Raw genomic sequence first — 21,780 nt, forward strand, 5'->3', positions numbered from 1 at the left:
GAGGGAATTGACCGTGAATATTGAGGTACGTTTATGCCCGAAGGAACAGTCATTTATTCTGCATAACATATATCCACTGTACTTGCATGACATTGCTGAGATATGGGGGGTCCGTCCTAACCGGTTCGGTGTATTTGAAAAAGAGGATGTGCCGACCTTAAGCGAGCAGAGCAAGCAGCTCGATATGTGGTGGGAGCAGCCATCGGTTCTTTTTCCTTATCTGATCTCTGTAGATGGTATCGCGGCAGGGTTGGCCCTGGTGGCGACCACCCCGTACATTCCATCGCCGAATATTCAGTACTACTTGAATGATTTTTTTGTGCTTCGGACTTTTCGAAGACAAGGTGTAGCCCAACGAGCGGCTGAGCTTGTGTTCGATCAGTTCCAAGGTGCATGGGAGCTACAAACGAATCCGACCGAGCGCAATATGAGTACCCAGATTTTTTGGCGCAAGACGTTGAACACGTACACGGGCGGAAGATATACGGAGCATGAAGGCGTCCATCCGGAAAAAGGGGATATGCTGGTCTTCCGTTTTAATAACAAATAAGCATTTCTTCATGTGTGGAATCGGGCTTGACAGCTGGATGCTGCCGGGAGTAAACTGAGTTAAATTTTTCGAAAATGCTAGGATGAGGATGCCAGGGTCGCAAGTGGAAGCTGAATCAGAGAACTGCTGGGTGGTGCGAAGCAGTCAGCTGCGATGAATGGCCGTCACCTCGGAGCAGATCCGCCGATCGTTTATAACTTGAGGCGTATCCGGTATTCCCTGCCGTTACCATGGGGCATCATTGATGGATGATGACGAGAGTGCGTACCGGCTTGACCGGTGCGAATCAGGGTGGTAACGCGGAGACAAGGCTCCGTCCCTACAAGGGACGGGGCTTTTTTGTGTTCATTTAGACCATGGAAAAGAGAGGAGTGTACGTATGCTTGCGAAATTGATGCCTCAGGACGAGGTGCTGTACCAGGAAGATTTTATTCAGGATGAGGTGTCATACAATCTGATTCATCTCCTTGCTGGGTCACCGCAGAACATGGGGCTGAAATCGCCGGATGGACGGATGATCTTTGCGCAGTCTCCCCGGGGGAACGCGTGGTTATGGATTTCCCGGGAGGTTTCCGGGGATAAGCGGCAGCACCTGCTCCAAGAGCTGGTAAGCGAGCTTGAAGCGGTGACCCTGCCTGGGGTGACCGGGGAGCCGGGTGTGGCAGAGCAGTTTGCACGTTGTTATGCAGAGGAGCGTCAAGGGACCTACCGTCATCATATGACGATGGAGTCTTATCATGCCCCCGCTGTGGAGCCTCCTCATTTTGTCGAGGGCGCGATCAGGCAGGCCGCTGAAGAAGATACGCAGCAGGTGGCCCGGTTTCTGGTTGGATTTTCGGAGGATGCTTATGGGGTCCGCGCGAATGCGGCAAGCCAAGTCGAGACAGCGCAGCGACTCATTCAGCAGGGCGGGTTGTATTTATGGATAGCTGGCGACAAAGCGGTCTCGATGGCTAATCTTGCACACCGTTCGCCAAGGCACGGTCGCATAAACGCAGTATACACGCCGAGGGCTGAACGGAAAAAAGGGTATGCCAGCGCCCTGGTTGCAGACCTTGGACTTCGTCTGCTGCAGGACGGTTTGGTACCCATGCTGTATGCCGATCAGGTCAACCCGGACTCCAATCGATTGTACCAAAATATCGGGTTTATCCGGTGCGGAACGATTCGCGACTTCAAGTTTGTTAACAATGAATAGTGAATCCATAAAGTGGCACGGCTTGGACAAAGCCGGGGAAGACGAGGGGCATCAACAAATGTTATTCTATAAAGGTAGCTAAGAAATGCCGGGCCCGATTGGATAGTACATGATCCCTCAGCCAGACAATGCCCACGTCGGACTGGAAATCAGCGCTCGTAATGGACAGTGTCCGGATGTTGGGAATCGCAAATGAGGACATCACCGACTCGGGTAAAATGGTGGCACCGATGCCTTCAGCTACCAGAGCAACGATAATGGCAACGCTGGAGCATTCGCAAATGACATGCGGTTCAAGTTCGCCGCGCTTAAATTCTTGGATGACCCGCTCATGCATCCCGATCGTCTGATCGGTTTTTAAGGACAAGAACGGATATTCCGCCAGCTCGCGCATCGAGATTTCCGAATGGGAGGATACACTTTCCCAGCTGCTTGGAAGGACCGCGACGAACGGGTCGGAGGGCAGAGGCCGAACGGCATAACGCTCAGGCCCGAAGCTGGATTCGAAAGGGAGCCGGGTCACTGCCAGCTCAATATTACGCTTGTCGAGTTGATCCGCCAGCAGGGAGTGATCGCCTTCCCGAATCTTGAAGGTGACCTCGGGATATTGCTGCCGGAAGATCTGGATGCGCTGGGGCAAGAGCGAAATACAGGAGACGACGGCGCCGATGGAGAGCATGCCGCGGATTCCAGCGTGGATCTCCTTCACCTCGGTTAGCGTTTCATTGAACTGGTTCAGCAGGGATGCGGCTCGGTTCTGCAGCAGCTCGCCTGCGTGTGTGAGCTGAAGCTGCTTGCCGCTGCGTTCAAACAGCAGAACGCCGAGCTCTTCCTCCATCAGTTTCAGCTGACGGCTTAATGGAGGCTGCTCCATATTGAGCTGTTTTGCTGCACGCGTGATCTGTCCTTCCTGCGCAATCGTCAGGAAATATCGTAGCTGTCGAATGTCCATCTTCATACCCCCTCTCCATACCTTTAAGGTATGGTATCCCTATAAATCAGATATTTTTAATATAGGGTATTGATTGATATGATTCAACTAATAACGTTTACAAAATAAGGAGATGTGTGCACATGACTTACGCGATACCCGTGGAGTTAACGACCACCCCGAAGACAAAGCCGAGCCACTACAAACAGGCTTTCGGCACGGTATTTACGGACCACATGTTTATTCTCGATTATGATGCTAGTCAAGGCTGGCACGATCCGCGCGTCGTTCCGTATCAGTCGATCGAACTGGACCCTGCCGCCAAGGTATTTCACTACGGGCAGACCGTATTTGAAGGCCTGAAGGCTTACTTGACGGAAGATGAGCGAATTCTCATGTTCCGCCCGAGCAAAAATATTCAGCGGCTGAACCTGTCCAACCAGCGCCTGAGCATTCCGGCATTGGACGAGGAACTTGTTATGGAAGCGCTCAAGCAGCTGGTGCTCGTGGACCGCGACTGGATTCCTTCAGAGCCGGGCACATCGCTCTATATCCGTCCGTTTGTGATCGCAACCGAGCCCGTACTTGGCGTAGCTCCTTCACTGCAATACAAGTTCATGATTATCCTGTCGGTGGTCGGTTCGTATTATGCAGAAGGCATCAATCCGGTCAGCATTTATGTGGAGCCGAAATACGTGCGTGCCGTAGCCGGCGGCGTGGGCAATGCCAAGACGGCTGGCAACTACGCGGCAGGTTTGAAGGCGCAGGATGAAGCAACGCTTAAGGGATACTCGCAGGTGCTGTGGCTCGATGGCGTACATCGCAAATACATCGAGGAAGTCGGCAGCATGAACGTGTTCTTCAAGCTGGGCGATACGGTCGTAACCCCGGCGCTGAATGGCAGCATCCTGGATGGCGTTACCCGGAACTCGGTCATCCAGCTGCTTCAGCATTGGAATATCCCGTTAGAAGAACGGGCCATCTCCATTGATGAAATCGTGGAGGCCCACCGCAGCGGCTTGTTGACCGAAGCTTTTGGCACCGGCACGGCAGCGGTAATTTCACCGATTGGTTCTCTGGAATGGCAGGATGAGCAATTGAAGATTGGTGAGGGAGCAACGGGCGAACTCTCCAAACGCGTATACGATGCCATCACAGGCATCCAGCTCGGAACGGTTGAGGATCCGTTCGGCTGGACGGTGGAGCTTGCATTATCTTAATGAACCTTTAAGGACCCTGCCTCAGGCATACTGAGGTAGGGTCCTTTTTTTATAGAGATTAGAAAGTATAGACTTCAGGTGTATCCTCTTTATCTCGCAAGCAAAACTTCCGCTTAATGCTATCTGTCTTCTGAGAAAAACATCAATAGACGTTTTTCTTAAGATAAGCGCTCATGTTACGATGAGGGTAAATTGTTGTTGACACGTTGATGTACGAACGCATGGAGGTGCTTTTTTAGTGAATCGTCCGCAGAGTGTTGTTCCTGATGCTATAGATTTTACGAACGCGGCCTTTCCTTTTACCGCGTCGACCACGCACGGCATATTCGCCGGAGCCCAGCGCCTGCATTGGCATCATGCTTTGGAGCTCAACTATATTCAGAGCGGGACCGGATTTATTCTAATCAACGGGATGAAGCTCCAGTTTCAGCAGGGGGATATTATTTTCATCAACAGCAATGATCTTCACCGAGCGTATGAGACCGAGAACCTGGTGATGGATGTCATTATGTTCGAGCCTTCGCTGCTATCCATCGACCTCAAGTTCGATCCGGATCTGATGGCTCCTTTCCGTTCGCTCGGAAACATGGACAGGCAGTCCCCCGTGCACGATGAATTGGCTCAGCTGCTGGGGCGTATGATGGAAGAGTATGAAGCCCGAGGTACCGCTTATATGAGCCTGATCCGTTCGGATCTCATTCGTTTCCTGAGTTTGGCGAACCGCCATCTGTCGACTCCGATTCAAGCGAACAGGCCGATCAAGGGTAGGGGAATGCATGCTTTAAAAGAAGTCCTGCGTACGATGGAGCTTGATCTGGACTACAGCTGGACGCTGCAGGAGCTGTCGGATTTAACGCATCTGAGCCCTTCCCGGTTCAGCGCTCTGTTCCAGCAGGCGGTCGGCACTTCACCGCACCATTATCTGATTCAGCTGCGCTTGACGCATGCCGTGCACTTGCTAGAGACGACGGACCAGAAGATTATCGAGATTGCGGAATCCTGCGGATTTCGGAATCTGTCTAATTTCAATCGTCTGTTCAAGCAGCATGTCGGCGCATCGCCAAGCGAAATTCGGGAGCGTGCTTATGCAGGCAGTCCTGTAATCCCCTCCACTACAAAAACCAAGAAACAGTAAGATAGTATCACTCCTCGATCGTATAACAGTAGATGGATGTCAGTGGAAGCGGTATCTTAAATATATACCACCACATGACGCCGCTGTATGGCGGGTAGGAGTGAAGTGCATGAGTTTGTATCTGGGTGTAGATGCCGGCGGTAGTAAGACACACGCTGTGATCTGCGATGAGCAAGGGAACATTCTTGGCAAGGGAGCGTCTGGGAACGGCAATCACCAGATTCACCGTGAACATGCGGCCCGTAATATTGAAGAAGCCTGTAATGCGGCTCTTCAAGAGGCTGGAGTTGCCAAAGAAAATATCAATTATGCTTATTTTGGCTTGGCCGGAGCGGATCGGGAAGCTGATTACGAGATCCTTCGTCCGATGATCGGGGCTCTCGGTTATCCTAAGCATGATATCGCGTGCGATACCATTATCGGGATGAGGGCTGGAACCAGCCGTTCGTATGGCGCCGCATTGATCTGCGGTACAGGCTTCAACAGCGCAGCCCGCAACCGTACGGGAGAAGAGCTGCAGTATGGCGGATTCGGTTTCTTGTATGGAGATGGATACGCGGGCGGTTCGGGATTTGCCACGCTGGCTTTCCGGGCAGTTATTCGGGCCTGGGATGAGCGGGGACAGGCAACCTTATTGACATCGCTCGTACTGGAGCAGATGGGATACACGTCCGTAGAACCGATGTATGAGGATGTCCTCTACGGTAAGACAAAGGTTCCGCCAAGCCTGGTGAAGACGCTGTTCCAGGCCGCTGAAGCAGGTGACGAGGTGGCAACCCGAATTCTTGAGAATGAAGGCGAAGAGCTGGCTAATGCGGTATGTACGCTGATCCGGCGGCTGGACATGACGGATGAAGCCTTTGACATTGTTTATATCGGCAGTGTGCTGAACAGGCCGAACAGCTCGATCCTGACGGATGCGATCGAACGGATTGTTGCGGTCCGGGCACCACATGCGAGCTGTGTAAGACTGACATCCGATCCGGTTTCCGGCGCGCTTCTCTGCGCGATGGATGCCGACGGTCATGCCATTGATGCACAGGCGGAGGCCAAACTAAAAGCATTTACGTTTGAGCAGGTAACTACAGCCTGATCAGTTTATCGTTGGAATAGAACCTGATAGATACGGATTGATATCATACCTTGGAGGCGATTAATGTGGCAGCAGGATTGAAGATAGCGGTCATCGGGGGAGGTTCCTCCTATACCCCGGAAATTGTTGAAGGTTTCATTCGCAATTATGAGCAAATGCCGATTCGAGAACTATGGTTTGTTGATATTGAAGAGGGCAAGCATAAGCTGGAGATTGTAGGCAATCTAGCCAAACGCATGGTCAAGGAGTCCGGCCTGCCGATAGAGGTTCACCTGACGCTGGATCGCAGACAGGCGATTGCGGGTGCCGATTTTGTGACGACCCAGATGCGTGTCGGCTTGCTCGCGGCGCGTAAACAGGACGAGCATATTCCGATTATGCACGGCGTTATCGGTCAGGAGACGACGGGCCCGGGGGGCATGCTGAAGGCGCTGCGCACGGTTCCGGTGATTCTGGACATTTGCCGTGATATCGAGGAACTGGCACCGAATGCGTGGATGCTGAACTTCACGAATCCGGCGGGCATTGTTACCGAGGCGGTTGCGAAGCACAGTAAGGTGAAATCCGTTGGTCTGTGCAACTCGCCGATTAACTTTCAGAAGTTCCTGGCGGCCGAGTACGGCGTGTCGGAGAAGGATGTTCTGGCCGAGTTTGTCGGAATTAACCATCTTCACTGGGTGACGTCGGCGATCGTCAACGGGGAGGAGAAGATGCCGGAGCTGCTGGATGGCGGCAAGTCGTATACGGCGAAGAACGTGCCAACCTTCGGATGGGATGCGGACTTTATCCGCTCGCTTGGAGCGATTCCGACATATTACCTTAAATATTTTTACATGACCGATACGATGTTTGCAGATATGAAGGCATCGATGGAGAAGGACGGAACCCGAGCGGACGTTGTCAGCCGGGTAGAGCAAGAGCTGTTTGAGCTCTACAAGGATGAGAACTTGACCGTGAAGCCGAAGCAGCTTGAGCAGCGGGGCGGCGCTTATTACTCCGAAGCGGCAGTCAACCTGATGACGTCCATCTACAATGACCGCCATGATATCCAGACATTGAATGTCGCAAACGGCAATATCTATGATTTCCTGCCTGCGGATGCCAGCATCGAGATCAACTGCGTGGTAACAGGCCAAGGGCCGATTCCGCTTACACCGCAGAACGTTCCCTCCCATGTAAAAGGACTGATGCATGCGGTGAAAGTATATGAACAATTGACGATTGAAGCGGCCATTACCGGTGATCGCGGAATTGCGCTGCAAGCGCTGGTTCACCATCCGCTGGTGCCTTCCGTAAGTGTAGCGAAGCAGCTGCTCGACGAAATGCTGGAAGCGAACAAAAAGTACTTGCCTGCTTTTTTTAAGCCGGAGACCGTGCAGTAAACCGGCATGAATTTCAAACGTGCGATTATGATATAGAGCCATAAAGCCCCTCTTCGTATTGAAGAGGGGCTTTATGGTAGGAGTTCCGAAATCATGGATGATATAAATTTTCGGATTAGATCTTCATTCCTGTCACATCTGGGTATCCTCGCCCGTCATACCCGTATAAAACCGAAAGGGATGATGACGGATGCTAAAATATGACGTAGCTGTTGTAGGTGGAGGCGTAGCCGGTTTAACAGCCGCAATCTATGTGGCAAGAGCCGGGAAGCAAACGATACTTGTTGAGAAGCAGGAACGTTTAGGTGGTCGGGCCATGACCCATAAGAAGAAGGGAGCCTACTTCAATCTGGGCGGGCATGCCTTATACCATGGAGATGCCCTTTCAACCTTTCGCGAATTAGGGCTCCAATTGGCGGGAGGCCAACCTTCAATTGACGGGTACGGGATATGGAAAGGGAAACTAAGTCCGTTACCCATGGGCGTGAAATCCCTATTCACTACCCCACTATTAACCTGGAAGGGCAAGATGGAGCTCGGTGCCTGGCTTGCGAAATTAGGTAAACTGGATACGCAGCTGTACGACAACATGAGTTTACGCGAATGGATTGAAGGTAACGTGCAGGATCCCATGGTACGAAATTTATTTTATTCGCTATTGCGTACAGCGAGTTATGTGGTAGCCCCTGACCTGCAGGCTGCCGGTCCCGTACTGCAGCAGCTTAAGCACGCGCTGAAGGGGGTGCTGTATCTGGATCGGGGCTGGGGAGCCATGGTCGATGAATTAAAACAAAAGGCTCTCGAGCAGGGAGTTCAAATCGTAACGAAGAATAAAGTGATTTCAGTTGATCATCACGAGGGAAGGGTACGGCATGTCCTATGCGGAGATGGCATGAAAATAGAAGCAAACCATATTATCCTTACCACACCGCCAGCTGTTGCTCACGAACTAGTGCCTCATGCAGAAGAAACTGCCCTTCATACTTGGAAGGAGCAGGCGGTCGAAGTGACAGCGGCTTGCTTGGATGTAGCCCTGCGTCGTCTTCCGGAACCGAAGCAGCAGTTTGTGTACGGCCTCGATCAAACCGTCTTTCTCTCGAATCAATCTCGGGCGGCTTACCTCAGTGAAGATGGCGCACAAGTCATAACCTTGCTGAAGTATCAGGGCAAGGAGAAGGATGCAAGAAGGGATTTGCAGGAATTAGAAGAAACCTTAGACTTGGTGCAGCCGGGTTGGCGCAACGAGCTCGTTGAGAAACAATACCTTCCTAACATCACGGTCTGCCACGATTTTATGCATGTGAACCGCCAAGAGAACCCGGGTCCAGCCGTCCCGGAAATCATCGGGTTATATGTAGCGGGAGAATGGGCAGCGCATGGCGAACTCTTGGTTGATGCTGCAACCGCAAGCGCCAAGCGGGCTGTACAGCATATACTCTCGCTTGAAAGTGAGGCAAGGATCCCGAATGATGAGCACAGAGTCATTGTATAAAACCTATCGATCCGCTCTTTTCTCGTTAGCTTACCGAATGCTGGGAAGTGTGATGGATGCGGAAGATATCGTGCAGGAGGCTTTCATCAGTTATAACCAATTGCCCTACCCGGAGGATATTCGCAATGAGAGAGCGTTTCTGTACAAAATCGTAACGAATCGTTGTTTGGATCTGCTGCGCTCTTCTGCCAAAAAACGTGAACTGTACGTCGGCCCTTGGCTGCCAGAACCCCTGATCGAAAATATGGCGTCAGAGACGGACCCATCTCATATCGTAGAGCAGCAAGAGTCCATCTCTACAGCGTACCTGCTGCTCCTTCAGCAGCTCAACGCGGTGGAAAGAGCCGTGTTCCTTCTTCGTGAGATTTTCCATTATTCCTATGATGAAATAGCTGAAATTCTGGGAAAAAGCAGCGCCAATTGTCGTCAAATCTTCCGCCGTGCTAAGGGCAGCATTCATTTTGTTCCTGATCAGAGTCCATCGATCTCGGTGGCGGAGGAGCAAATCAAGGAATTTGTAGACTCCCTTTTACAGGGGAACACGAATAAGCTGCTGTTGCTGTTAAACGAGAATGTTGTGTTCTACTCGGATGGCGGCGGTAAAGTCAGAGCGGCGCAAATTCCTGTGGTTGGAGTCCATAAAGTGATCCAATTGCATTTGAACCTGCTTAAAATGTATGAAGGGAAATATGTGTACTCTTATCTTACCGTCAATGGTCTGCCGGGAATGCGGATCGAGTTAGATCACGGTGTCCAATTTATTTATTCTTTTGCTTTTAAGAACGAGCGGATCGAAACGATTTATAGCGTGGGTAATCCGGATAAGCTCAGACATATACAGTTACCGTAATACAAAAAGCAGGGCCGGTCTAAGATCAGAGGATCTTAAGTCGGCCCTGCTGCTGTATCAGGTTAAGGGAACCATCCGTTATACGCCGGAATAAGCCATGAAGCCGCCGTCTACGGGAATCACCGTTCCGGTGACGAACCCGGAGGTCTGGTCATCCACAAGCCAGAGCAGGGTGCCGAGCAGATCCTCCGGCACGCCAAACCGTCTCATGGGGGTATGGGAAATGATTTTATGAGAGCGCTCGGTTAATGAACCGTCACTATGGGTTAGCAGATTACGGTTCTGCTCGGTCAGGAAGAAGCCAGGCGCAATCGCGTTCACGCGGATGCCCGATTCCGCGAGATGCACGGACAGCCACTGCGTAAAGTTGTTGATGGCCGCTTTGGCTGCACTATAAGCCGGAACCTTGGTCATCGGGCTCGGTGCGCTCATGGACGAGATATTCAGCACGACGGCCCCGGGACGCCCCAGCATTCCTTCCGCAAAGATTTGCGTCGGTATGAGCGTGCCGATGAAGTTCAAATCGAATACGCTGCGGAAGCCAGGCACACTTAGACCGAAGAAGGTTGTCAGATCGGGCTGCCCCACATCCTCCGGACGGAAAATCTCATTAGTTGTATTCGCGTCTTTCCGGTTGCCGCCGGCTCCGTTAATAAGGATATCGCAGGGTCCGTAAGACTCGCGCACAGCCTTCTCGGCTTGCCGGACGCTTTCCACATCCGTTACATCGCAGGAAACGGCAATCGCTGTACCGCCGGCAGCCGTAATCTCATCCGCCACCTGCTGCCCTTTCTCGGCCGTACGATTCAAGACGGCGACCTTGGCACCTTGCCGGCCCAACTCCAGAGCCATTGCCCGGCACAGCACCCCGGAGCCGCCCGTAATGACAACCGTCTTCCCGTTTAATGATGGATGGATAGGAAGGGCTGGCGTCACTTGCGGCGTGGATTCATGAGAAGCTCCGCTTGGTCCAGTTTCAGATGAATTCGCTGCATAGATATTTGCCTCACTCATTGAAAGGCCTCCTTCAGCTGAGCTGCGCTTCCTGCACGCTCCCGACTGTAAGCGTCCCACAGTCCCCAGAGATACATAATGCCCAAGGCGCGGTCATACAGACCGTAACCCGGACGGCACTGCTCACCCCAAATATGCCGCCCGTGATCGGGCCTTACATATCCAGTGAAACCGTTATCATGATAAGCTTGCACGATGCCTGAAATATCGACGGTACCGTCCTCGGTACGGTGGGACGTTTCGATGAAATCACCGTTCTCGTAGACGCGTACGTTCCGGATATGCGTGAACGGAATCCGGTCGTGGAACTCATGGATCATGGAGACGATGTCATTGTCCGGATTGGCGCCAAGCGAGCCGCTGCACAGGGTCAAGCTGTTCGCCGGGCTATCATACAGCTTGAGGAATCTCCGCAGATTGTCCTGACTGGTAATGACCCGCGGCAGACCGAAGATCGGCCAAGGCGGATCGTCCGGGTGAATGGCCATTCGAATGCCGTTCTTCTCGGCAGCCGGGATGACGGCGCTTAAGAAATATTCGAGGTTGCGCCACAGATCATCCTCGGTAACGCCGCGGTATGCTTCGAACAGGGAGGTTAGATGGGCCAAACGCTCCGGCTCCCAGCCAGGCATCGTAAGCGTGCTGTTCCGGTTGATCGTCTGAACCAGCTCCATCGGGTCAGTGCCGTGGATTTTGGCTTTCTCAAAGAAGAGAGCCGTCGATCCATCGGCAGACTGCTTATGAAGATCGGTTCTAGCCCAGTCAAATACCGGCATGAAATTGTAGCAGATGACTTTGACGCCGACCTGGCCCAATTTCTCAATCGTCCGGATGTAGTTGGCTATGTACTGATCCCGCGAGGGGAGCCCAAGCTTGATATCTTCATGCACATTCACGCTTTCCACGACGTCAATATGAAGGCCGTACGCTTTCGCCTGGCCCACGACTTCTTCAATCCGCTCCATCGGCCATTCCTCGCCGACAGGAATATCGTGAAGTGCCCATACGATGCCCTCCACGCCGGGGATTTGTCTAATCTGATCCAGTGAGACCGTATCGTTGTCCTCACCAAACCACCTGAATACCATGCGCATTTTCTTCACCGCCTTTACAAGTTTAAGGAGTTAACGCAAAGCTGCTGGGAATTTTGCAAGTTACGAGTGCACTGCCAAGATGGAAGCCTGCGAGTCGGTTAAAGTCTATCCATTGGCATAGGCTTATTTAAAATAATCGGGATGCTTCTCTTTCAGCACGGCCAGATTGGAGATGATCAGGCTCAGATGCGCCTGCATTTCTCGTTCGGCATGATCGGCGTCATGGCGTGCAATCGCGTCCGCGATCTCCCGATGCTGCTCGTACAGGTTGGTCCAATTCGGATCGGCGGACAACCATAACATCCGGCTCCGGTTTAGATGAGCGTTCATCTGCTGCAGCACATTCCATGTGCCGACCTTGCGGCAGCCTTCGAACAAAATACGGTGAAAGGCCTCATCCAGCTCAAACATGTGCTTGCCGTCATGCTTCTCGATGCTCTCGCTTTGCTCGGACAGATTTTGCTCCAGCTCGGCGAGTTTATCCTCGGGAAAGCTTTCGCAGGCAAGCCGGACCACGGCCTTCTCCAGCTGTTCACGCATGAAGCGCGCTTCCTCGACCAGCTCCGAATCGATGAGCGAGACGCGTGTACCGCGCTGGGGAAGCACAACCACAAGGTCCTCCTGGGCCAAACGGACAAAGCTTTCCCGTACTGGCGTCCGGCTGACCTCGAAGGAAAGGGAAACCTCCTTCTCGGATAGAGCCGTTCCCGGCGGCAGCTCCAGACTGACAATCTGCTGCTTAAGCCGAGAGTACACGATATTTCCGGCCGATCCTGGCTGTAATCGCAAAGATTCTACCACGGCATCACCTCCTAATGTATTCCATACTACCATACTTGTATGGTAGTATGGAACTGAAAATCGAAATAAGAATCGGAGGCGATCACATGGGCCGTTTGGACACGGAAAATCTGCTCCTAAACAGCAACAGCGCGAAGAAACTCTTTTATGATTATGCGGAAGGGATGCCGATATTCGATTACCACAATCATTTAAGTCCGGAGGATATTGCCATCAACCGGCAGTTTGATAACCTGACGGAGCTATGGCTCGAGGGGGATCACTACAAGTGGAGGGCGATGCGGTGGCTAGGCGTGGACGAAGAGCTGATTACCGGCAGCGCAAGTGCCGAAGCGAAGTTTACGGCTTGGGCGGAATGCGTTCCGCGATTGGTGGGCAATCCGCTCTATCACTGGACTCATCTGGAGCTGACCCGTTATTTCGGGATTCAAGAGCGATTGACCGCGGATAATGCCAAGGAGATCTGGGATGCTTGCAATGAGCAACTGAAGGCTCCTGCCTTACGGGCAGGCGGAATTCTGGAGAAATTCAAGGTCAAAGTGGCCTGCACGACAGATGATCCCGTTGATTCGCTGGAGTTTCATCGCGCCATTCGCGATCATGGGGAGCTGTCCACCTTCGTTGCCCCCGCATTCCGGCCCGATCGGGTCCTCGATCTCACGCACCCCGACTTTACTTCCTATGCACAGACACTGGGAACGACGGCCAGTTTAGCTGTGGATACTTATCAAGGGCTGCTGAATGCACTGCAAGAACGGATTCAATATTTTCACGATCATGGCTGCCGCCTGTCAGATCACGGCTTTGGCGCGTTTCCTTACGAGCAAGCCGATGAACAAGAGGCTGCTGACATTTACGGCAAAGCGACTAGCGGGGGCAGCATCACACCGCTTGAGGAACGGAAATATCGCACCTACACTCTGCTCAAGCTTGGGGAAATGTATCACGCCAAGGGCTGGACCATGCAACTGCATATTGGGGCGATTCGGAACAATAATGCGCGCATGTTCGCGAAGATCGGCAAGGACAGCGGGTATGACTCGATTCTTGATTTCCATCTGGCGAAAAGCCTGAACGGCTTTCTGAGCAGGCTGGACAGGAACGATCAGCTTCCGAAAACCATCGTATACAGCCTGTACTCTTCCCATTACGAGATGATTGCCACCACGATCGGGAATTTCCAGTCGGCTGGCGTCGAAGGAAAGCTTCAGCTTGGTTCCGCTTGGTGGTTCCACGATCAGAAGGAAGGGATGCTAAAGCAGCTCACCGCGTTGTCTTCCATGGGGCTGATCAGCACCTTTGTGGGCATGCTGACCGATTCCAGGAGCTTTATGTCGTTCCCGAGGCATGAATATTTCCGCAGAGTACTGTGCCGCCTGTTCGGCGATTGGATCAAGGAAGGGGAATTGCCCGCCGATTATGAATATATCGGTGCCATTATCCAGGACATTTGCTACCGTAATGCAGAGCGCTATTTCCAAATCCATTGACAATTCCGTGCGGAGCATGAACAATAGACTTACTATATGAAAGCGTTTGCTAATGAACGGAAGGAAGATCTGTAACAGGAAGATGTGCATGAACAGGCGAGGGGAGACATACCGTGCAATGGAACCGGGCGATATTGGTGGATGACGAGGTGTTTACGCGCAAAGGGCTCCTGAAGCTGATTGATTGGGAAGCCTGCGGCTTTCAAATTGTGGATGAGGCGGACAACGGGGAAGATGCGCTGGAACTGATAGAACGGCTTCGGCCGGATGTGGTCATCACCGATATCCGAATGCCGGTGCTGGATGGAATCGAACTGATCAGGCATGTCGTCACGAAGGGCATCGTGAAGCCGTATTTCATTATTGTAAGCGGATACGATGATTTCAATTATGCACAGCAGGCTGTCCGCTATGGCGTGCATGATTTCATTCTGAAACCGATTGACGAGACGGAATTCAGCCATGCGCTCGTTCGGGTCAGTGAACGGCTGGCGTCAGACCGTAAGGCTCGCTTGAGAGAAGATAGGCTGTTGTCCGGAGCCTTGATGGAATCGCTTATTATCGGGGAAGCCGATGAGGCGCTGCTTCAGGAATGGGAGCAACGCCTTGAGCTCCAGCCGGAGGAGCGTCTGTTCTACGTCTTTGTCGAGCGGAATGACCACCCGCTGGCTTCGGCGGCGAACGACAATGACGGTGGCAGAGCAGCATTCAAGGACAGGGTGGAAGCGGCTCTCCTTGCGATCTCGAATGGAGAAGAGTCCTTCTCCTTCTACCTGCATGAGCACCGCAATCGAATCGGCATTATCGTCCCGGACAGCATCCTGCACTCGTTCCAAGGGTGTCAGCGGGGATTTGCCAGACGCATTCAGCAATCGCTTGCCGATTCGGGCGACGAACGAGTCTTTGTTTACTTTGGTCAACCGGTTTTGCAGCTGTCCCACATTCAGGAGGCTTACGAAACGGCCAAAGAATCACTCCTGTACAAGTACATTTATGATGAGAGCGGCATTGTGATCCATGAGGAGGCCTCCCAGCATGCCCTTCACTACATTGGGCTGGAAGAAGGTCTTTACCAACAGCTTCTGGAGCAGATCGAGGAGCTGCATTTTGAGAAGCTGGAAGTGACGATTCGTTTGCTGTTCGAATCCTTCCGGGAGAAGCTGTATGCTCCCGAGGCCGTGAAGACGGCGATCAACCAGTGCGTGCTGGGTGTGGTTCGGGTGCTCGGAAGCATGGACGGAGATCAGAGCCGGCTATCCAGTCTGGAGCCGATGACCGAATGGCATGACCGCAACTTGTCGCTTCAGGGTCTGAAGCGGCTGTTCACGGAATTCGCGATGGAGAGCGCGAACTATATCGGGCAGCTTCGCAAGGAGCAGCACAAGGGCGGAATTCAGAAGATCCGGGCTTACATCGAGGCACATTATCATGAAAATATCAGCCTGAAGGGCATCGCAGGGAAGTTCTATATGAACCCGGTTTATCTGGGACAGCTGTTCAAAAAAGCGTATGGCATGTACTTTAATGATTTCTTGCTCCAGCTGCGCGTGAACGAAGCGAAGCGATTGCTGCGCCAGACGGATCTGCGCATCTATGAGGTGGCGGAACGGGTCGGCTTCGGCAACCCGGACTATTTCGTCACGCAATTCGAGAAGACGGAGCGAATGACGCCAAGCGAGTACCGGAGCCGCTTGATGAAGGAGGCCGCGTCCGAAAGGGCGGATCGATGAAGCCAAGCCTAAATAATGTCCGTCTGCGGGACAAGATGCTGTTGATGTATTTTCTGGCCGTATTTTTGCCCATCCTGGTCACCAACCTCATCTTCTACAACGTGACATCCGGCAGCGTGAGGGAGCAGCGGATCCAGGATATAACGGTGGCGCTTGAGCAGATGAAGAATGAATTCCGCCGTGAAGTCGAGGACGCGCTGGAGATATCCTCCGTCTTCTACACGGATATTCAATTGAACGAGATCGTGGAGAAGGTGTACGATCATCCGGCCGATTATATCGAGGCCTATGATACCTATCTCCGTCGCATTTTGAATTCGGGCAGTGCCGTATACAATTCGGTTAGCGAGATTACGGTGTATGTGGACAATCCGACCCTGCTGTATTCCGGGGGCATCAATTATATCGATGACCAGGTGAAGGAAGAGGCTTGGTACAAGGCAATTGCGGGCAAGAACGTAACCCAGCCGATTGTGATGCGTACGGGCAAGAACGGTCAATTGGACAGCTTCAGCATCATCCGGAGCATGAATTATTTCAGCTCCCAGGATGACCATACCAAGTATCTCAAGATTGATATGCGGATGCCCTCGATTCGGCAGATCATGAGCAATCTGAATGTGCAGGGCAAAGTGTACCTGCTGAGCGGCGCCGGAAATATCGAATACACCACGGATCCGAAGGTTGATGTCATACAGGGTTCCGTGCCATACAGCAGCGTTGCGCATGGTGACAAGTTTCTGGAGTTTCACACCGATACGTTCACAACCAACAATCTAAATCCCTGGACGATCATGGCGGTGACGCCGGAGGATGTGGTGCTCCGCGACGTGCATCAGTCCTTGCGGTTTGTCATTGTACTGACCTGCTTGAACTTCCTGCTCCCGACCCTGGTGATTGTTTGGATCAGCCGTTCCCTTAACGTACGACTTGTACGGATTCTCAAACATATGAAGAAGGTTAAGAACCAGAATTACGACACCATCCAAGAGGCTGAGGCACGTGACGAGATCGGTCAGCTGACGGGTGAATTCAACCGAATGACCTTGCAGCTCAAGAGTCTGATCAATGACGTGTACGTGGCGGATATCCAGAAGAAGAATTTGGAGCTGCAGCGGCGGCACGCGCAATTGAATGCGCTTCAGAGCCAGATTAATCCGCACTTCCTCTTTAATGCCCTGGAGACGATCCGCATGCGCAGCCTGATGAAGGATGAGGATGAGACGGCAAAAATCATTCATAATATGGCCAAGATCTTCCGCAACTCCTTAGTTTGGAAAAAAGACATGGTGACGCTCAAGGAGGAAGTGGAGTTTATTCATTGTTTTCTTGAAATTCAGAGATACCGGTTTGGCGACAAAATTGATTACTCGGTTCACGCCCCCGCAGAAGAGGGCCATTTGCAAATACCGAAGATGGCCATCGTCACTTTTGTGGAGAATGCCAGCATTCATGGCATTGAGCCGCTCAAGCATGGGGGGCGCATTGAGGTTCATATTGCACGCGAGGGACAAGCCCTTATCTGCAACATTCAAGATAACGGGGCGGGCATGTCCGCAGAGCAGGTAGAACGCATCTATCGCTATCTGGATACCGAGGACGAGATGGGCGAGCGAATCGGCATCCAGAACGTGATCTACCGGTTGAAGCTGTACTACGGAAGCCGGTTCCAGTTTGAAATCGACAGCTCGCCTGGACAAGGCACCCGGGTAAGGCTGTCCATCCCCATCGAAACCTAACGGCGGCAAATCCTGCTTGGCATTCCGGTTCGGAGTGGCTATAGCAGGATTTGTTTGTTTATCGGTAGAAGAGGTGGGGCGATTGCTGCCGAGCAGCCATTTTTTATGTCGAAGGATACAGTTCTATAGTTTTTTAAGTATCACCTAAAGATTGACGGGTGAAAATCGCTTATGGGCTCTCTTATAATGAAAGTGCTTACAAATTAACGAGACCGAAAGGGGTAGGTCAAGAGCATGAACAAGAAATTTTGGCTGAGCTGTCTGACCGTGGTCATGATGGTATCTCTTCTAGCAGCTTGCGGCGGCAAAAAAGATAATGCGGCGGATACCACGCCGGCTGCTAGCGGCGAAGGCGAGAAGAAAGAAGAGAAGGTCACCTTCACCTATTTTAATTCCTCAGCAGGTAAAGACAAAAATACGAACGAGACCACCATCGGTAAAATTTTCGAGGACCAAACCGGCGTGAACTTTAAAATGGAGCATTTGGTAGGAGACGAGAACACCAAGGTGGGAACTTTCATTGCCAGTAATGATTATCCCGATGTGATTGTACCGGGGAGCTCAATCGATAAGCTGGTCGGGGCTGGTGCCTTCATTCCGCTCAATGACCTGATCGATAAGTACGGCCCCAACATCAAGCGCGTGTACGAGCCGTATTACAACCTCATGAAGGCCGAGGACGGCAACATTTACTTCCTGCCGCTGAGCGCGGTTGTAGGCGAGTACACGTCGGCTCCCAATATCGAGCAAGGAGCATTCTGGGTTCAACGCCGCGTCCTGAAGGAAGCGGGTTACCCGAAGATCAAGACGTTCGACGAGTACCTGGGCCTCATTCGCGACTACGTGAAGAAACATCCGGAGGAAGGCTTGACCGGATACCTGGCACTGACGACGCAGGATAAATTTTTTGCCTTGACCAATGCCCCGATGCACTTGGCCGGCTATCCGAACGATGGCGGGATCATCATCGACATGGAAACCCACGTAGCGAACGATTACGCGGACGATGACATTACGAAACGTTACCTGCAGGAGCTGAACAAACTGAATGCGGAAGGCCTGTTCGATAAATCCTCTTTCGTGGACAACTATGATCAATACCTTGCCAAACTGACTTCCGGTAAGGTGCTCGGCTTCTTCGACTATAGATGGCAGGTAGGCCAAGCGATGAACAACCTGCGCGAAACAGCCAATAAATCGGGTAACGACGATCTCGAATATATGGCGCTGCCGATTGTATACGATGAGAATACCAAGGATCAATATCTGGATCCACCATCCTTTGTTAACAACCGCGGTGTAGGGATCTCCGTCAGCGCGAAGGATCCGGAGCGCATTGTGAAGTATTTCAACAACCTGCTTACGGACGAGAACCAGATTCTATCGAACTGGGGCATTAAGGACGAGACGTATTCCGTCGATGAGAATGGCCGCTTCTACCGTACGGAAGAGCAGATTGCACAGACCAATACGGAAGCCTTCCGCGAGTCGTTCGGCTTCAAGTACTTTGAATACAACTGGCCTCGTTACGGCAACGGTTCTACGCTTCCTGACGGTAATTCCGTGGGTGCAGGACGCCAGCCTGAGGTTGCCAAAATGTCCTACTCCGAACCGGACAAGAAACTGCTGGAGGCATACGACATCGATTCCTTCTCGCAATTGTTTGCTGCACCGGATGACCGTCCATGGTACCCGGCTTGGAGCATTCCGATTGACCAAGGCTCACCGGCTCAAATCTTCACGCAGAAGAAAAGCGATTTGCAGCGTAAATACTTCCCGAAACTGGTTCTTGCAAACCCTGCGCAGTTTGACGGCATCTGGAATGAATACGTGGGCGAGTTCAGCAAGCTGGATGTGAAGGGATATGAGGATCTGATCACCGAGGAAGTAGCTAAGAAAATCGCAAATGCCCAGGGACAATAATAGATGAAGGAGAGGCGATCAGGGGCGGACCACACAAAATGGTTGTATCCGTCCCTACTCTTCTATAACAGCATAATTGTATGGGCTGGATAGGAAGGAGAAGAAACCGTGGATAAGGCGAACCCGATTGGACCTGCAGAGACTAAGGCGTTGCGCGAAACGCCAACGGTATCGAAAGGTTTCTTCAATAAACAACGGAAAAACGATACTGGATTAAACAATAAACCGCCAACAGGCGAAAAAGGCTTCTTCCAGAAGCTGCTGCAACAGAAGGCGCTGGTCTTCATGTCGATTCCTTTTTTGATATGGTTGTTTGTCTTTAAGTACATGCCTTTATGGGGCTGGACCATCGCGTTCCAGGATTTTAAACCGGCCAAGAAGATTTTCGATCAGGAATGGGTAGGTTTGCAGCATTTTACCTTCCTGTTTCAGGACGAACACTTCCTCCGGGTCATGCGCAACACGCTCGCCATGAGTTTTATCAACCTCGTCTTAGGTTTTGTGACGGCAATTGTGTTAGCGATTCTGCTCAATGAGCTGCGTAATTTGATGTTTAAACGAGTCGTGCAGACGATCAGTTATTTGCCCCACTTCATCTCTTGGGTTGTGGCTGCGAGTATTATTTCGACAGCCCTGTCCGCAGACGGCGGGATTATCAATGAACTCCTCATGTGGTTCGGGATCATTAAGGAACCGATTCTATGGCTTGGAGAAGGGGAATATTTCTGGGGAATACTCGGTGTTTCGGAAGTATGGAAGAATGTCGGCTGGAACACCATTATATATTTGGCTGCCATGACGATGATCGATCCCTCGCAGTACGAGGCGGCGGAAATCGATGGCGCCGGACGCTTTCAACGGATCTGGAACATCACCTTGCCGGGTCTGAAACCGGTATTCATCATCCTGTTGATTATGAATATCGGCAACCTGCTCGAATCCGGTTTTGAACCGCAATATTTGCTTGGCAACGGCATGAACGTGGATTATTCCGAGAACCTGGATATTTTCGTGCTGAAATACGGTATTCAGATGGGCAACTTCTCGCTCTCGATTGCAGCCGGTATGTTCAAGACGGTCGTCAGCTTCATACTCTTGTTCGCGGCCAACCATATCGCGAAGAGACTGGGCGAAGATCGATTGTTCTAAGCGAAAGCTGGCGAGGACCGTTCTCTATCAGAAAACGTACAGGAGGATTCATATGGCGAAGATTTCAGATTCACCACGGGCTCATGCCCGGTTCAAGTCTCCCGCGGACCGGTTATTCGATACCTTTAACATGGTGTTTATGATCTGTCTCATGATTATCACGCTATACCCGTTCATCAATACGCTCGCGGTATCCTTCAACAATGCGACGGATTCGGTGAAAGGCGGCATTTATTTATGGCCGCGGGATTTCACGTGGGAGAATTATAAATATGTATTTAACGAAGCCACGATATTTCACGCTACCTTCATCTCGGTTCTGCGTACGTTGATCGGTACGATTACCTCGGTATTCTGCTGTGCCATGGTTGCCTATACGATCAGCCGTCCGGAATATGTGCTGCGCAAATTAGTATCGATTGCTTTCATCTTAACCATGTATTTCAGCGGCGGTTTGATTCCGAACTTCCTGCTGATTCGCGAATTGGGCATGCTGGGCACCTTCTCGGTGTACATTATTCCGGGCCTGATCGGCGTGTTTAACGTGATCGTCATCCGTTCCTTTATTGAAGGACTGCCTGAGGGAATTCTGGAATCGGCCCGGATCGACGGCGCCGGTGAATTCACGACTTTCATGAAAATCGTGCTTCCGCTATGCGTGCCCGTGCTTGCTACGGTATCGCTGTTTACGGCGGTATCCCAGTGGAACTCCTGGTTTGACGTATTCTTGTACAACTCTTCATACAGCGAGCTTAGCACCCTGCAGTATGAACTGATGAAAATACTCCAGAATTCGAATTCCTCGCTGAACTCGGCCAACGATTACGCAAGCCAGTTTGCAAGCTCCGAGAGTGGCGCAAATCAGGTCACGCCGACCTCCATTCGGGCAACGATGACCATTGTGGCCAGCGTGCCGATCATTCTGGTGTACCCCTTCCTGCAAAAATATTTCGTGCAAGGGATGACCCTTGGCGGGGTGAAAGGTTAAG

At 51.9% G+C, this 21,780-nt stretch carries 18 protein-coding genes; 14 read left to right on the forward strand and 4 right to left on the reverse strand.

Annotated features, from left to right (window positions below; all coding sequences use genetic code 11):
- The first annotated feature begins 13 nt into the window (after positions 1 to 13).
- Positions 14 to 550, forward strand: a complete 537-nt coding sequence (locus ABEW73_RS17525; RefSeq protein WP_076323796.1) for a GNAT family N-acetyltransferase — start codon at positions 14 to 16, stop codon at positions 548 to 550.
- 379 nt (positions 551 to 929) lie between these two features.
- Positions 930 to 1,748 carry a GNAT family N-acetyltransferase gene (locus tag ABEW73_RS17530; protein ID WP_215161275.1) on the forward strand — a complete coding sequence of 273 codons (819 nt, stop codon included), beginning with the start codon at positions 930 to 932 and terminating at the stop codon, positions 1,746 to 1,748.
- Positions 1,749 to 1,809: 61 nt separating this feature from the next.
- On the opposite strand, the gene ABEW73_RS17535 is transcribed toward ABEW73_RS17530, so the two are convergent.
- The gene (locus ABEW73_RS17535; protein WP_076323798.1) at positions 1,810 to 2,700 is read right to left on the reverse strand and encodes a LysR family transcriptional regulator; all 891 of its coding nucleotides are present in this window, start codon (positions 2,698 to 2,700) and stop codon (positions 1,810 to 1,812) included.
- A 122-nt stretch (positions 2,701 to 2,822) separates the two neighbouring features.
- Between ABEW73_RS17535 and ABEW73_RS17540 the strand changes: the two genes are divergently transcribed.
- From ABEW73_RS17540 to sigJ, 6 genes are all read left to right on the forward strand, one after another.
- A complete protein-coding gene (locus ABEW73_RS17540) occupies positions 2,823 to 3,899 on the forward strand; it encodes a branched-chain amino acid aminotransferase (protein ID WP_430166615.1) in 1,077 nt (358 codons plus the stop codon).
- 238 nt (positions 3,900 to 4,137) lie between these two features.
- Positions 4,138 to 5,034, forward strand: a complete 897-nt coding sequence (locus ABEW73_RS17545; RefSeq protein ID WP_430166617.1) for a helix-turn-helix domain-containing protein — start codon at positions 4,138 to 4,140, stop codon at positions 5,032 to 5,034.
- A gap of 109 nt (positions 5,035 to 5,143) precedes the next feature.
- Positions 5,144 to 6,127, forward strand: a complete 984-nt coding sequence (locus tag ABEW73_RS17550) for an N-acetylglucosamine kinase (RefSeq protein ID WP_430166619.1) — start codon at positions 5,144 to 5,146, stop codon at positions 6,125 to 6,127.
- A gap of 65 nt (positions 6,128 to 6,192) precedes the next feature.
- Positions 6,193 to 7,509, forward strand: coding sequence for a 6-phospho-beta-glucosidase (locus ABEW73_RS17555; RefSeq protein WP_430166621.1), 1,317 nt, complete (start codon positions 6,193 to 6,195; stop codon positions 7,507 to 7,509).
- A gap of 190 nt (positions 7,510 to 7,699) precedes the next feature.
- Positions 7,700 to 9,001, forward strand: coding sequence for a phytoene desaturase family protein (locus ABEW73_RS17560; protein WP_430166623.1), 1,302 nt, complete (start codon positions 7,700 to 7,702; stop codon positions 8,999 to 9,001).
- On the forward strand, positions 8,979 to 9,851 hold the full coding sequence (sigJ, locus tag ABEW73_RS17565) for an RNA polymerase sigma factor SigJ (protein WP_430166625.1): 873 nt from the start codon (positions 8,979 to 8,981) through the stop codon (positions 9,849 to 9,851). The genes ABEW73_RS17560 and sigJ overlap by 23 nt, the downstream gene beginning before the upstream one ends.
- Positions 9,852 to 9,929: 78 nt before the next feature.
- Here sigJ and ABEW73_RS17570 read toward each other — a convergent pair whose 3' ends face one another.
- From ABEW73_RS17570 to ABEW73_RS17580, 3 genes are all read right to left on the reverse strand, one after another.
- The gene (locus ABEW73_RS17570; RefSeq protein ID WP_430166627.1) at positions 9,930 to 10,865 is read right to left on the reverse strand and encodes an SDR family oxidoreductase; all 936 of its coding nucleotides are present in this window, start codon (positions 10,863 to 10,865) and stop codon (positions 9,930 to 9,932) included.
- On the reverse strand, positions 10,862 to 11,959 hold the full coding sequence (gene uxuA / locus ABEW73_RS17575) for a mannonate dehydratase (RefSeq protein ID WP_430166629.1): 1,098 nt from the start codon (positions 11,957 to 11,959) through the stop codon (positions 10,862 to 10,864). Before uxuA ends, ABEW73_RS17570 begins: the two co-directional genes overlap by 4 nt.
- Positions 11,960 to 12,082: 123 nt before the next feature.
- Positions 12,083 to 12,760 carry a GntR family transcriptional regulator gene (locus ABEW73_RS17580; protein ID WP_098749386.1) on the reverse strand — a complete coding sequence of 226 codons (678 nt, stop codon included), beginning with the start codon at positions 12,758 to 12,760 and terminating at the stop codon, positions 12,083 to 12,085.
- 86 nt (positions 12,761 to 12,846) lie between these two features.
- Between ABEW73_RS17580 and uxaC the strand changes: the two genes are divergently transcribed.
- The 6 genes from uxaC to ABEW73_RS17610 all read left to right on the forward strand — a co-directional run bounded on the left by uxaC (position 12,847) and on the right by ABEW73_RS17610 (position 21,779).
- A complete protein-coding gene (gene uxaC, locus ABEW73_RS17585; protein WP_430166631.1) occupies positions 12,847 to 14,250 on the forward strand; it encodes a glucuronate isomerase in 1,404 nt (467 codons plus the stop codon).
- 113 nt (positions 14,251 to 14,363) lie between these two features.
- A complete protein-coding gene (locus tag ABEW73_RS17590) occupies positions 14,364 to 15,980 on the forward strand; it encodes a response regulator transcription factor (RefSeq protein WP_430166633.1) in 1,617 nt (538 codons plus the stop codon).
- Positions 15,977 to 17,719 (forward strand): sensor histidine kinase, encoded by a 1,743-nt coding sequence (locus ABEW73_RS17595; protein ID WP_430166635.1) that lies wholly within the window; start codon positions 15,977 to 15,979, stop codon positions 17,717 to 17,719. Before ABEW73_RS17590 ends, ABEW73_RS17595 begins: the two co-directional genes overlap by 4 nt.
- Before the next feature lie 234 nt (positions 17,720 to 17,953).
- Positions 17,954 to 19,642, forward strand: a complete 1,689-nt coding sequence (locus ABEW73_RS17600; protein WP_430166637.1) for an ABC transporter substrate-binding protein — start codon at positions 17,954 to 17,956, stop codon at positions 19,640 to 19,642.
- A gap of 285 nt (positions 19,643 to 19,927) precedes the next feature.
- Positions 19,928 to 20,791 (forward strand): ABC transporter permease, encoded by an 864-nt coding sequence (locus tag ABEW73_RS17605; RefSeq protein WP_430166902.1) that lies wholly within the window; start codon positions 19,928 to 19,930, stop codon positions 20,789 to 20,791.
- 52 nt (positions 20,792 to 20,843) lie between these two features.
- Positions 20,844 to 21,779 carry a carbohydrate ABC transporter permease gene (locus ABEW73_RS17610; RefSeq protein ID WP_430166639.1) on the forward strand — a complete coding sequence of 312 codons (936 nt, stop codon included), beginning with the start codon at positions 20,844 to 20,846 and terminating at the stop codon, positions 21,777 to 21,779.
- The last annotated feature ends 1 nt before the right edge of the window (position 21,780 follow it).

This window comes from Paenibacillus lautus, assembly GCF_050482385.1.
GTDB lineage: Bacteria > Bacillota > Bacilli > Paenibacillales > Paenibacillaceae > Paenibacillus_AQ > Paenibacillus_AQ lautus_B.

What these genes read in the sequence shown, in the direction of transcription:
- uxaC (WP_430166631.1), top strand. Translation starts at nt 12,847, where the DNA reads ATGGGCCGTTTGGACACGGAAAATCTGCTCCTAAACAGCAACAGCGCG.
- ABEW73_RS17560 (WP_430166623.1), top strand. Translation starts at nt 7,700, where the DNA reads ATGCTAAAATATGACGTAGCTGTTGTAGGTGGAGGCGTAGCCGGTTTA.
- ABEW73_RS17570 (WP_430166627.1), bottom strand. Translation starts at nt 10,865, where the DNA reads ATGAGTGAGGCAAATATCTATGCAGCGAATTCATCTGAAACTGGACCA.
- ABEW73_RS17610 (WP_430166639.1), top strand. Translation starts at nt 20,844, where the DNA reads ATGGCGAAGATTTCAGATTCACCACGGGCTCATGCCCGGTTCAAGTCT.
- ABEW73_RS17605 (WP_430166902.1), top strand. Translation starts at nt 19,928, where the DNA reads ATGTCGATTCCTTTTTTGATATGGTTGTTTGTCTTTAAGTACATGCCT.
- sigJ (WP_430166625.1), top strand. Translation starts at nt 8,979, where the DNA reads ATGAGCACAGAGTCATTGTATAAAACCTATCGATCCGCTCTTTTCTCG.
- ABEW73_RS17530 (WP_215161275.1), top strand. Translation starts at nt 930, where the DNA reads ATGCTTGCGAAATTGATGCCTCAGGACGAGGTGCTGTACCAGGAAGAT.
- ABEW73_RS17550 (WP_430166619.1), top strand. Translation starts at nt 5,144, where the DNA reads ATGAGTTTGTATCTGGGTGTAGATGCCGGCGGTAGTAAGACACACGCT.
- ABEW73_RS17600 (WP_430166637.1), top strand. Translation starts at nt 17,954, where the DNA reads ATGAACAAGAAATTTTGGCTGAGCTGTCTGACCGTGGTCATGATGGTA.
- ABEW73_RS17535 (WP_076323798.1), bottom strand. Translation starts at nt 2,700, where the DNA reads ATGGACATTCGACAGCTACGATATTTCCTGACGATTGCGCAGGAAGGA.
- uxuA (WP_430166629.1), bottom strand. Translation starts at nt 11,959, where the DNA reads ATGCGCATGGTATTCAGGTGGTTTGGTGAGGACAACGATACGGTCTCA.
- ABEW73_RS17595 (WP_430166635.1), top strand. Translation starts at nt 15,977, where the DNA reads ATGAAGCCAAGCCTAAATAATGTCCGTCTGCGGGACAAGATGCTGTTG.
- ABEW73_RS17540 (WP_430166615.1), top strand. Translation starts at nt 2,823, where the DNA reads ATGACTTACGCGATACCCGTGGAGTTAACGACCACCCCGAAGACAAAG.